Source organism: Ichthyobacterium seriolicida (genome assembly GCF_002369955.1).
GTDB classification, from domain to species: Bacteria; Bacteroidota; Bacteroidia; order Flavobacteriales; family Ichthyobacteriaceae; genus Ichthyobacterium; species Ichthyobacterium seriolicida.
The window spans coordinates 1,907,767-1,921,407 of the sequence record NZ_AP014564.1; the positions used below are offsets into that span (position 1 = coordinate 1,907,767).

A 13,641-nucleotide genomic window follows, 5' to 3' on the forward strand; every position below is an offset into this window, starting at 1 on the left:
GTAAAAAAAAACACAAAACATATAAATGATACATGTCTGACAACTCCAATATGCCTTTTCTAAAACATATAGAAGTGCTGAGATGGCACTTTATACGTTCGATAATAGCTGTGTTTATATGTTCTATTATAGCTTTTTTAGGTAAAAATTTTATATTCGATACAATCGTCTTTGGACCTAAAGACCCAAACTTTTTAACTTATAGGGTGCTCTGCAGTATTTCTAAAATCATAGGGATTGATGATGCTATGTGCATAGATGAAATTCCTTTCATAATACAGAATAGAACTATGACAGGACAATTTTCATCACATATTTGGGTTTCTCTTATATCTGGATTTATAATAGCTTTTCCCTACGTAATATTCGAATTATGGAGTTTTTTAAAACCAGGGTTTTCAAAAAAAGAAAAGAAATACAGTTCGTATATAATACTATCAAGCTCTTTTTTATTTATGGCAGGTGTATTATTTGGATATTATCTAATCACTCCACTATCTATAACTTTCTTAGCTAGCTATACAATTAGTCCCCAAATCTCTAATGAAATAGATATCACTTCCTATATAAGTACTATTTCCACAATTGTTTTAGCTTCGGCTATAATCTTCCAGCTACCAGTGATAGTATATTTCCTGACTAAAATAGGCTTGCTTTCACCTAGTATTATGAAAAAATATAATAGACACGTCATAGTTGTGATGTTGATTATCTCTGCTGTAATAACCCCTCCCGATGTAGCTAGCCAAATATTAGTATGCTTGCCATTAATGGCTTTATATCAATTCAGTATACTAATATGTAAAATAGTATTAAAAAGAGAAAAAAAATAACGCCTCAATCTCAAACTCGACTGAGGCGTTATTCGTTTATAACCCTATTATTTCTTCTAACGATCTTCTAAATCAGGAATTATAGTATATGTCTTAGTGAATTTTGGATCATCAGTAGATATTACTTTGCAGAGTATCTCAGTACTAAAATCAATAGGTTCAACAATAGGTTTATCATATGTGTAACTACATTCATCATCAATAGCCACAATACCATTTTTTGCTATAAATGTAGGCAACAAACACAACTCTTCTGAATCTAAAGAAAAAAGGTCTAGCCTTATCACATCATTAGCGTGATCAATTTCCCATTTTATATTAGAATTAGTGAAATTTAATCTTTCGATATAAGGGCTTTTAATTGCCTCTACAGAGTATAATCTCTGAACTCCTGTATCATTTTTAGTCAAAATAAATTTATAGTTTCCTATACTTTCATTTATATCCTCACCCTTAAATGAACTTAAAGTACAATCCTCTGGAACAGAAATAATAGGATCTAATCCACTTAGATCATTATCATTATCATTATCCTTAGAAAATTTCAGCCTTATTACTCCTACAGAAGCATCATCATTATGAATAAATTCAGCAGTAACATCACTTTCGAAACCCTTATCTGTATTAGCTTGCACTGTACAATTTGTCAACTTTGGGGCAATTTCTTTAGTTATTCTTAGGGTATAACGTTTCTCATACCCCTCAAAATGCTCATATTTAAAAGCGTAAACAGCCTCAAGGGTTTCAGAATCTATTTCTGTGAAAGGAGCTGGAATAATTCCATCAACAGTATTAACATTAATACCTTCATAAGAAGGTTTTAAAGAACTGAAATCGGTACCATTTGCAACTGTAAAAGTTATAACTCCATCATCTGACATATTATCCCCTTGTTGGATTGCTCCAACATACTCAGTTTTTATATCTAAAAGATTATTATCAGTATTAACAAACTTAAAATCTGTTATACGTGGCTCTTTATAGATCTTTACATTATAAATTTTTAATCCTCCAAGGGAATCCTCAACAGAATATTGAATAGGATTTAAATGAGAATTACTAAAATCAGCAATAATATCAGTGTTGGAAGATACAACACCAGCTTTATATAATTTAGCCGCAAAAGGAGAATTTTCAACAACTATACGAGGAGTTAGACTAGATAAATCTGCGTCAAATGGAACTTTTAAAACTATTTCTCCCTGAGATGTCTCCTTACTTGCGTTGTCAATAGTGGCAGTTATTTCAGTTGAAATATTCTTAGAGATATCAGCATTGAGCTTAAAGCTACTTATTTTAGGTTCAGGGCCTTTCTCTACATGCACATTGTATTTAGTCGTAGTTCCATCTTCAGCTGTTACTACATAATTTAGATCAGCACTTTCTAAATTTCTAGCTGATAGACTTTTAACCTTTGCATTTCTATGCCCCCTTATCTCTGGAGATAACTCACTAAGAACTGCATTATAAGGAACCATTACTGTTACTCTCTTATTTTTATTGTCAATAACACCATGTACTTCTTTAAAAATATTTCCTCTTAATCGATTATTACCCTCTGCTTTAAACTTAAAAGATTCTATTGCACTAGAAGAAGATAAACTTTTGGATATTATTACCTTATACTCCTTTTTTCTGCCATTAGCAGCCTCTACTGTATACATAACTGGAGTTTTATCTTTAAAAATAGTACTACTACCCATAGGTGAAATGCTAACACCAGTATGATCTATTGTAGGCATTAACCCGTTTAGATTGGCATTTTCAGATACACGTAAAGTTACAGTAGGAGGCACTGTGTCTTCATTAATCCTAGCTTGTCTATTACCGAAGATATTGGTTTTATTTTTAGATCTGTTTAAAACAAAACTTCTGATGGAACAGGCACTAGAAGGCAACTTAGTTATGTTTACAGTATATTTTTGAGCGCTTCCGTCCTCTGCTACTACTTTAAACTCCTCTGTGTAGACCTTAGGTTTAGAATCAGGCACAAGTTCAAAATTAACCTCTTTTCCACTGACTGTTGACACTTTAGCTTTTTTCGAAACATCTATCAAAGGTTTTAAATCTTTTAAAACAACATTATATGGAACGTTTAGAGATATGGTGAAATTAGCTGTATCTACCTTTAAGTCAGATATGATTTCTTTATCAACATTAATAGAATCTATAAGATCAAATGAGATGATATTTTTTTCAGAACTCAATTTTGAGTCTCCTCCTTCATTAACACATGAAGAGACTAGAATCGAAAATAGCATACAAGACAAAAAAATCCTAGCAAAAAAGAATGCGTCGCTCATAATTATTTAATACTTACTTTTTTAGTTTTTGTTAAAAATAACAGTGACATCTTTGAAGATATCTTCAAAAGGCAAATATAAAAAACTTAACTTGTAAAAACTAATGAGGTAGTAATATTAAAAGATTTTTTTTTGATAAAAAAGAATATCTATCAATCCATTTTATCTATTTCTTCTATGGCTTTTTCTAATGCTGGATCTCTACCATTTAAAATATCATCCTCAGTAGGTATAATCAAAATATCTGGCTTAGCCCCTATACCCTCTAATATCTTATGATTTCTATCCTTGAAAGCCATTGCTGGCATATAAAAAGCCAGATATTCATTAGCGGCTTGTAATCCACCATTAAAAGCATGTTCGGAACTAGTCAATCCAGCAAATGCTCCATTACTGTAATCTCCTATAACTTTAACTTTATCTTGAGTTTTTAACATAATCGTGGTCACTTCGGACATGCTAGCTGACCCTTTATCTATTAATATAACTATAGGAATTGGAGACTTAAGTCCATGGGGATGAGTTTTTGTATATACCGGAATCCAAGGAGTGTAATTAAATCTACCATTGCCTTCTTTAGTTCTTTCATAACCATAAAGGCTCCTCTTACTTATTAACCTATCAATAAAATGCAATCTATCTAGAGCAAAACCTCCGCCATTCCCTCTTAAATCTATGATGATCTTTTTTATAGAACCATCTATAAGTTTATTAAAAAACATATCATAGATACCACAATCGCTAACTTCCCCTAAAGCGTTGTTATGACTATTAAGTATTTTGGTCGCTTTATTTTTTAATTTACCGATTATATTTTCTAATGAAGAAGAAGACATTTTATTTTTATATTGATCACTATATGATTCTAATTTAGAACGCACTTGTGTTATCACTTCTGTAAGTAAGGGGCCAACCAAAGTCCAATCTCTTTTGATACTTGAACAGTCAAGTATTCCTCTTGTAAGGAATAAATTCTTATGATTGAGAACATCTTTATACTCTTTAGAGTTTATTACTCCACTCATAGCATTGTACATAAAGTATTCTATCTTCTCCAAACCCGTTTTAAATTCATTTTCTATAGAATCAGGGACATGCTCGAAGTAATCACCGCCTGTTAAATACACTCTTCTTGGACTAAAATTTGGAAAAATCTTGTCTGAATATTTTATTGCATACTCTGACAATCTAAACTTGTTAAGAGCAAAATACAATGTATTATCTCGCATATCTTTCAACATCCCTAATGCGTAAAGGATTTCATCATCGGTAATGATATCTTGATTTGAAGTACCATCCACGAACAACCTAGACGCTCCTTCTATGGCTTTTTTTTTATCTATACGAATATTCCCTTTAGTTGAAGTTTGATAATAGCCACCATCTACATCTATGGTCGTCTGAGTATCTCTATCAAATATTCTAGTTATTTTTTCATCCTTTTTCATCTGAGGAAAAGGAAACTCTACCCTAAGTACAAGGTGATTATCTAATATTTTAGATCTGATATCAGAAAAATACTTAGAGGCTAAATTTATTTCTTTCATAGCTAAAAATCTATCCGCATTTTCATCATTAAATGTTTTTAAATTTCTAAACTTATCGTTATACTTAGCGTAAATATCACTCCAATCAATATTTCCTTCGCTGAAATAATTATAATTTCTATCCATAGCAGTCCAAAATGACTTAAACAAATCTTCATAACTATGAATATCGTTATGTTTAAATGGAACCAACTCTACCTGTTGCTTACGACAAGATATTAATGTTAGAACAAAGAATAAAAATACTGGAACGAAATTTTTGATTACTAAGAAAATAGATTTCATATACTTTCTATTTAGATGTTTTAAATTATAGAGACTTAATATTATGTAATTTTTTGGTTCAAGACAACTTAAGTGGATTTTTTCTTATCCATTTTGATAGATAAAAATACAAATTTTCATTGCGATAATTAAATCTCCATTCACACTCTTTTAGATGATAATAAAACTTGTGCTTATGAACTCCTCTAAACCTGGATAATCGAACTTTACATAGTCCCCAAAAATTCTCAATTCCATTAATGTAATTTACTCCTTTTGCAAATTCATTTTCACTATGTTTTACTCTATAATGCCTCTTATAAACCTAAGTTCGAGTGATTGATTTATTAATCCAACTCAGGTTTCAATATCTAGGCAAGATAACCGTAAAATAGACCTGAATTTTACCTCAGAAATTCTCAAACGAATTATATAATTATTTTTCATAGATAACACAAGGGGTTACACGCATGTAAATTTACCTTAAGTTGTCTGAACCAAAAAGAATATCTATCAATCCATTTTATCTATTTCTTCTATGGCTTTTTCTAATGCCGGATCTCTACCATTTAAAATATCATCCTCTGTAGGTATAATCAAAATATCTGGCTTAGCCCCTATACCCTCTAATATCTTATGATTCCTATCCTTGAAAGCCATTGCTGGCATATAAAAAAGCAGATATTCATTAGAGGCTCGTAATCCACCATTAAACTCATATTGGCCAGTCAATCCAGCAAATGCTCCATTGCTGTAATCTCCTATAACTTTAACTTTATCTTGAGTTTTTAACATAACCGTGGTTATTTCCGACATGCTGCCTGACCCTTTATCTATTAATATAACTATAGGAATTGGAGACTTAAGTCCATGGGGATGAGTTTTTGTATATACCGGAATCCAAGGAGTGTAATTAAATCTACCATTGCCTTCTTTAGTTCTTTCATAACCATAAAGGCTCCTCTTACTTATTAACCTATCAACAAAATTCAATCTATCTAGAGCAAGACCTCCGCCATTCCCTCTTAAATCTATAATGATCTTTTTCATAGAACCATCTATAAGTTTATTAAAAAACATGTCATAGATACCACAATCACTAAGTTCCTTTAAAGTTTCTCCATGACTACTAAGCATTTGGGTCACTTTTTTTTCTAATTTACCGACTATCTTTTTTAATGAAGAAGAAGACATTTTATTTTTATATTGCTCTTTATATGATTGTAATTTAAAATACACTTGTGCTACTACTCGCACAAGTAAGGGGCCAACCAAAGTCCAATCTCTTTTGAGACTTGAACAGTCAAGTATTCCTTTCGTAAGGAATAAATTCTTATGATTGAGAACATCTTTATACTCTTTAGAGTCTATTAATCCACTCATAGCATTGTACATAAAGTAATCTATCTTTTCCAAACCCGTTTTAAACTCATTTTCTATAGAGTCAGGGACATGCCCAAAGTAATCACTGCCTGTTAAATACACTCTTTTTGGACTAAAATTTGGAAAAATCTTGTCTGAATATTTTATTGCATGTTTTGACAATTGAAATATGTCAAAACCAAAATACAATGTGTTATCTCGCATATCTTTCAACATCCCTAATGTGTAAAGGGATTCAAGGTTACCTTCTTTATCCTTAAAGGACTTTCGCTTTAAAGTACCATCTATGAACAACCTAGACGCTCCTTCTATGGCTTTTTTTTTATCTATACGAATATTCCCTTTAGTAAAAGTTTGATCATAGCTACCATCTACATCTATGGCCGTATTAGTATCTCCATTAAATATTCTAATTATTTTTCCACCCTTTTTCATCTGAGGAAAAGGAAACTCTACCAAAAAGAAGAAGTGATTATCTAATATTTTGGATGAGATATCAGAAAAATACTTAGAGGCTAAATTTATTTCTTTCATAGCTAAAGATCTATCCGCATTTTCATCATTAAATGTTTTTAAATCTCTAAACTTATCGTTATACTTAGCGTAAATATCACTCCAATCAATATTTTCTTCGCTGAAATAATTATAATTTCTATCCATAGTAGTCCAAAATGACTTAAATAATTCTTCATAACTATCAATATCGTGATGTTTAAATGGAAGCAACTCTACCTGTTGCTTACGACAAGATATTAATGTTAGAACAAAGAATAAAAATACTGGAACGAAATTTTTGATTACTGAGAAAATAGATTTCATATACTTTTTATTTAGATGTTTTAAATTACAGAGACTTGATTTATGTCGATTTTTTCATAATATTTACAGTACTTTCAAAAAATGTCTATTTCAATCATTCTGGGACAAAACTTAAATCATAGAAAACCCCGCCTCCCGCAGTTAAAGTAGTATAATAATGGTTAGAAGATTTATTTCTATAATCATAACAATTATCCGATGTCCCATACAATAAGTTACATTCAATAAAGGCTCCTAAGCCTTCAAACAATTGATATGATAATTTAGATCCAAATTCAAATCCGTAATCAACCCTACTAAATTTGTTTATATTTTCTTCAAAATCATAAGGCCCTTCTATCTTAACCATCTCTGGGTCTTTTTCTACCGAGCCACTGAAGGAAAAGTATTGCCCCTCTCTATATAGACTGAGCCAATACCCAAAATAGGGACCACCGTGTATTGTAAAATCAAGCCCTTCTATATAATTTCCAATCATAGATAAAACTCCTATCCCTAACCTAATTGGAACATTTAAATAAAGAGTATTGTAATTAGTGTACCAGCCTTCATATTCCCCAGACCTCTCAAACCTATAATTTTTACTCAAAACTTCTACGCCAGACGATACGTCGAAAAGATCTAAGGCATTTTTCCCCTCTACGATCAGACTAGTGTAAAATCCATCTTGACCGACATAATCACTACTTACTCTATTGCTTAAATTATGGGTTACTTTATTAAAGTCATAGCCCCCAGATGCATAAATAATGAGTTTTTTATCAATTTCATGAGTCTGAGCTGAGATTGAGAGCGCTAAAAACGAGAAAAACAATAACTTTAAAACAATAAACTTGTAACTAACCATTTGTGAAATAAATATTGATTTTTATAGAACGAGTTAAGTCGAACATTTAGAATGTATGACATAAAAAGCTCGCAAGCTACAAAAAAAACATATAAGAACCCTATTTAAATTTTCACAACATGAATATCAATCTAACTTCAGTTTGACATAGACTTGTCTAATCTCAAAAAAAATAACATATTTTGTTATTTTTGCCATCTAAATAAAGAGGATCATTATTGAACGATGTCTGAATTTATAAGGTTATACCAAGAGAATCCAAATACAAAAAGCATTGTTAAAATTGTAGAATGCCTTAGAAACGGAGGAGTTATAATCTATCCTACCGATACGGTTTACGCATTGGGATGCGACATAAATAATACTAAAGCTCTAAAGAGATTAGCCAGCGTAAAACGAGTAAACCTAGAAAAGGCGAATTTCTCATTTATATGTTTTGATCTCAAAGACTTATCTGTTTACACCAAACAACTCAGCACCCCTACATACAAAATACTCAACAGGGCATTGCCTGGCAGTTTCACTTTTATTTTAAAGGGGAGCAGAACACTTCCAAAAGTATTTAAAAATAAAAAAACTGTAGGTATTAGAGTTCCCCAAAGCAATATCACCAGAGCCCTTGTAAAGGAATTAGGAAATCCTATAGTGAGCACTTCAATACACCACGACGATGAAATAATAGAATATATGAGTGATCCACAAGAAATCTATGAGAAATACAAATCACTGGTCGACATAGTAATAGATGGAGGTTTTATAGGTAATACGCCTTCTACAGTAATAGACTTGTCTGACGAAACGCCTGTTTTAATAAGGGAGGGGAAAGGTGATTTTAATACCGTATTGTAAAAGTATATTTTTCTAATTTTATTTTTCAACTAAAAAAAACAAAGGAAATGTTACCAGGAAAAGATGAAACTCTATTAAACGATGATTTATTTGATTTGTCTGTTTACGACGATATGAACGAAGAACAATTGTACAAAGAGGCAAAAAAAATCATCAAGAACAAACCTATAAACCTCATAAAAGAGGTTATTAATAAGATTGATGATCGCTTTTGTGAATTGATACAGATCGATAGAAAAAACAAAGAAGAGAGCTTTGTAAGCTCTGGAGGAGAGATTCACGATTTTAAATTCAATAACGAAATAAACAATAAGTTTATAGAGCTCATGTTCGAGTACAGGAGTGCGAAGAAGAAGTATTTCGAAGAAATTAGAATCAGACAAGAAAAAAACTTAGAAAAAAAAATACAGATAATAAAGAGTATAAAAGAGCTGTATCAAGGAACTGAAAGTGTGCCCAATGCAATAGAAAAATTTAAACTACTGCAAGAGGAATGGACAAAATATGATGATATTCCAAAATCCAAGGCTAATGAAATTTGGAATAAATACAAACATCACACCAAGAATTTTTATGATTACACAAATTTAAATAGACAACTCAGACAAGTAAACACTGAAAAAAATTTGGAGCTTCGAACCAAAGTAATAAATTCCGCCAGAGAGTTATTAAACGAAACTTCTATAAAGAAGATGTCTACCAAAATAGATCTTTTACACAACATATGGAAAAATGAGATAGGCTCAGTAGGAAAAACTGATAACGATAAAACTTGGGAGGAATTCAGTGAAATAAGTTCACAAATACGAGAGAAGATATCTGCTCATTTCGATGAAATAAAGATTCAGAATCAAAAGTCAATTGATAAAAAAAGACAATTGTGTAAAGATCTAGAGGCATTGGTAAGTGATACAGAAAGTCTAAATACTCATAATAAATGGCAAAAAAAGAATGCTGAAGTAGAATATATTTTTACTGAATTTAAAAAGACTAAGAGAGCATTTAAAAAGGAAGAAGAAAATATCTGGGAAAAGTTTATAGGGCTTAAAAAGCGATTCGACAAAAACAAAAATGATTTTTACAAGTCTTTAAAAAAGAGGGCTAACGATCAGCTTCCATTGAAGAGGGAATTATTAGAAAAAGCCATAGCTATAGTCAGCAGTGAAGACACATCTAAAACCATACGAGATATAAAAGAAATACAAAGACAATGGAATGGTTTAATAAGGTCTAAGTCACATGAGAAAATTGACAAAAATTTTCAGGGCATTTGCAATGATTTTTTCGGCAAACTCAAAGAAAAAAGAGATGAATTCGAAAATATTTCAGAAGAAACTATAGGCATTGCCAATGCTGTAATAGAACAAACTAGAGAATACGACAATAAAGAAGATATCTCCAAAGAACAAGATGAACCTCTGTTGAAAAATCTTATAAAAAAATGGGAAAAACTAGGGGAAACCCCCGTTGAATTAACAGAAAAATTCTACTTGCATATCAACTCCATCCTGCTTAAAATGGGATTTAATCAAAAGGAAATAACTCTGATTAGATTCAAAGAAAAAATTATGGCTCTCTCGGAGATAGGCAAAACAAATGATATAAAAAAAGAACACGAAACGATTAAAAAAAGTACAATCTCTATGGAAAAAGAAATACAACAATTAGAAATAAATTTGTCGTTTTTCAAAAATAGCGATAATGACTTTGCAAAAGAGGTTAAAAAATCCTTACAAGACAAAAAAGAATCTCTCGATCTCTTAAAAAAGAAAATGTCTTTCCTAAAAAAGAACAATTTTCAATAACATAAGCGAATATTTATCAATGGGCTTGGGCCCAATTTTTACCTATTCCCATATCTACTTGTATGGGAACCTTAACTTTATAAGCGTTTTCCATTTTGTCTTTTACTAAGATTTTTATCTGTTCCAATTCGCCTAGAGGCACATCAAATATTAACTCATCGTGAACTTGTAATAGCATCTTTGTTTTGAAATTACCCTTCAAAAGAGATTTGTGTATATCTATCATTGCTATTTTTATAATATCGGCTGCTGTACCTTGTATAGGAGTGTTTATAGCCATTCGCTCAGCTGAAGATCTAATCATACCGTTTATAGAATTAATATCTTTTAAATATCTCCTTCTTCCCACTAAGGTCTGAACGAAAGATTTTTCTCTGGCAATCTCTACGACTTCATTCATGTATTCCTTGAGTCGAGGATAAGATTTATTATAAGACTCTATCATAGCGGCAGACTCTTTATTAGACAGGTCTGTTTGTCTGCTCAATCCAAAGGCCGAAACTCCATAAATAATTCCAAAATTTACAGTTTTAGCATGACTGCGTTGTTGAGTATTCACATCTTCAGAAGAGATATTAAATATTCTAGAAGCTGTAGACCTGTGAATATCTTCTCCTTTGTGAAAAGCTTCTATCATATTTTTTTCATCACTCATAGAGGCCATTAGTCTAAGTTCTATCTGAGAATAATCAGCAGAGAGTAAAACATGATTATCATCTCTAGGAATAAAGGCTTCTCTAATTCTCTTGCCCCTATCTGTTTTGATAGGTATATTTTGCAAATTAGGTTTATTAGAGCTCAATCTTCCAGTGGCCGTTACAGTTTGATTGAAACAAGTGTGAATCCTGCCCGTGTTTTTATCTATCTCTAATGGCAATGCATTTACATATGTGGATTGCAATTTCTGCAATGAACGATATTCTAATATATACTTGACTATCTCATGATCCTTAGCCAACTTGGCCAAAGTTTCCTCTGAAGTAGAATATTGCCCTGTCTTAGTCTTTTTTGGCTTTTCTATTAATTTTAATTCATCGAATAAAACTTCGCCTAATTGCTTGGGAGAAGATATATTAAAGTCTCTTGCAGATATATCTTTTATTTTCTTATCCAAAATGGATATCTCTTTTTCAATTTCTTCAGATTGCTGTTTTAATGCGTTTTCATCTAAGTTTATACCTTCTAATTCCATATCTGCTAACACTCTTAAAAGTGGCATTTCCAATTCTTTGAAGACGTAGCCCATATCGTTGTCTTGTATTTTTTTCTCTAGAATATTTTTTATCTGAAAGGCTATATCTGCGGATTCCACGAAATGTATTTCTTCCCTTTTCAAAGGGGTATTACAAGGTATATGAATCTCATTTCTATTATCTATAAATCCATTACTGTAATGTGAGGAATGATCTAAATAAGTTTTACACAAAACATCTATATCTTGTTTTATATCTGGATTTATCAAATGATGAGCTACTGTAATATCGAAAAGTTCCCCCTCTACATCTACACCGTATTTTTTTAGTATTTTGATATCTTGTTTTAAATCGTAACCTATTTTGAGTATTTCCTTGTTTTTGAAAATAGGTGCCAATTCCCCAATCAAATTATCAGTACCTATTTGATCTGTTGGAAAGGGTAAATAATAACCCATATTCTTCTCATATGAAAATGCTATTCCCATTATTCTTAGCTCCAGAGCATTCTGAGATGCGCTCAGTAGTTTAAAGGAAAAACTATCTCGTTTGAGTATGTTTTCTATAAGTAATTTTTTAGCTATGATTGTATCTACTAATTGATAAAAATACCTAGGGGAAGAGTTATTTTCTACAACTTTTATATCATTTTCATCCTCAATTTTAACATCTGAAAATAAGCTCAACTGCACTTCTGATTTGGAATTATCAGTTTTTACAGTCATCGCTCCTCCAAAATTATCAATTAGTAACTCACTGTGTTTGTTGAATTCTAAGTCTTTAAAAATTTCTAATAATCTCGGTATATCTATTCTGTTGAAAAGCAATTTATCTTCATCAAAGTCTACAGGAACATCTGTATTGATAGTTACTAGTCTTTTAGATAACATTCCTATTTCTCTATTTGCTTCTACCTTTTCTTTTAGTTTTCCTTTTAATTTATCTGTATTATTGAAAAGACCTTCTATGCTGTCATATTCTTTTAAGAATTTCTTTGCCGTCTTATCTCCTATGCCTGGCAATCCAGGTATATTATCTGAGCTATCTCCTACCATGGCCAGATAGTCTATAACTTGACTGACATTATTTATCTCGAATTTTTCACATACTTGCTCGATCCCCATAATATCAAAGCCATTGCCAATTCTAGCTGGCTTATACATGAGAGTACTCTCACTCACTAATTGACAGTAATCTTTATCTGGAGTCACCATATAAGTATTAAAGCCAGATTTTTCTGCTTTTTTTGCTAGTGTGCCTATTATATCATCTGCTTCATATCCAGGTATAGAATAATGTTCTATGCCAAAAGCATCTACAATCTGTCTTATATATGTTAACCCTTCTGTTATAGGATCTGGAGTTTTATCCCTGTGTGCTTTGTACTCTGGAAATATTATATGTCTCTCTGTCTGCTCTGGAGTGTCAAAAGCTATGCCTATATGAGTAGGTCGTTCCTTTCTCAAGAGTTGCATCAAGGTATTTACAAAGCCTAAAACAGCAGAGGTCTCAAAGCCTTTAGAATTAATCATAGGGTTTTTGATAAAAACATAGTACCCCCTGTAAATCAAGGCATAAGCGTCTAATAAAAAAAGTTTTTTTTCTGCCATATCACAAAACGTCAAAATAATCTTAAGAATTAATACTTTTACGGCCCTGATTAGCAGGGCTAAATTTTGCATAAAAAAACGAATCTTTTTTGATAAATTGGAGAGGATAATATTTTAATTATTTTTTACGAATCATTTAAGTTAAATATTCCTGGATCGTCTAGAATAAGTATAAGTATTTTGCACCT

The 13,641-nt window shown here is 31.4% G+C and carries 8 protein-coding genes and 1 pseudogene; 3 read left to right on the top strand and 6 right to left on the bottom strand.

The window, feature by feature from the left end; translation table 11 throughout:
• Positions 1-32: 32 nt before the first annotated feature.
• The gene (tatC, locus tag JBKA6_RS07345; RefSeq protein WP_172843121.1) at positions 33-833 is read left to right on the top strand and encodes a twin-arginine translocase subunit TatC; all 801 of its coding nucleotides are present in this window, start codon (positions 33-35) and stop codon (positions 831-833) included.
• A gap of 56 nt (positions 834-889) precedes the next feature.
• Here tatC and JBKA6_RS07350 read toward each other — a convergent pair whose 3' ends face one another.
• The 5 genes and pseudogenes from JBKA6_RS07350 to JBKA6_RS07370 all read right to left on the bottom strand — a co-directional run bounded on the left by JBKA6_RS07350 (position 890) and on the right by JBKA6_RS07370 (position 7,996).
• Positions 890-3,136 carry a DUF5018 domain-containing protein gene (locus JBKA6_RS07350; RefSeq protein WP_172843122.1) on the bottom strand — a complete coding sequence of 749 codons (2,247 nt, stop codon included), beginning with the start codon at positions 3,134-3,136 and terminating at the stop codon, positions 890-892.
• 152 nt (positions 3,137-3,288) lie between these two features.
• A complete protein-coding gene (locus JBKA6_RS07355) occupies positions 3,289-4,968 on the bottom strand; it encodes a S41 family peptidase (protein WP_096687293.1) in 1,680 nt (559 codons plus the stop codon).
• A gap of 58 nt (positions 4,969-5,026) precedes the next feature.
• Positions 5,027-5,269, bottom strand: a pseudogene (locus JBKA6_RS08125) (IS1595-like element ISIse1 family transposase); the annotation flags it as partial.
• Positions 5,270-5,460: 191 nt separating this feature from the next.
• Entirely contained in the window at positions 5,461-7,149 is a 1,689-nt protein-coding gene (locus JBKA6_RS07365; protein WP_096687295.1) for a S41 family peptidase, read from the bottom strand.
• Between the two features lie 94 nt (positions 7,150-7,243).
• Positions 7,244-7,996, bottom strand: coding sequence for a hypothetical protein (locus JBKA6_RS07370; RefSeq protein WP_096687297.1), 753 nt, complete (start codon positions 7,994-7,996; stop codon positions 7,244-7,246).
• Between the two features lie 225 nt (positions 7,997-8,221).
• Here JBKA6_RS07370 and JBKA6_RS07375 point away from each other — a divergent pair, with 225 nt between their 5' ends.
• The gene (locus JBKA6_RS07375; RefSeq protein ID WP_096687299.1) at positions 8,222-8,845 is read left to right on the top strand and encodes an L-threonylcarbamoyladenylate synthase; all 624 of its coding nucleotides are present in this window, start codon (positions 8,222-8,224) and stop codon (positions 8,843-8,845) included.
• Between the two features lie 47 nt (positions 8,846-8,892).
• Entirely contained in the window at positions 8,893-10,650 is a 1,758-nt protein-coding gene (locus JBKA6_RS07380) for a DUF349 domain-containing protein (protein ID WP_096687301.1), read from the top strand.
• Between the two features lie 16 nt (positions 10,651-10,666).
• Here JBKA6_RS07380 and polA read toward each other — a convergent pair whose 3' ends face one another.
• Positions 10,667-13,525, bottom strand: coding sequence for a DNA polymerase I (gene polA / locus JBKA6_RS07385; protein WP_317044158.1), 2,859 nt, complete (start codon positions 13,523-13,525; stop codon positions 10,667-10,669).
• Positions 13,526-13,641 lie beyond the last annotated feature (116 nt).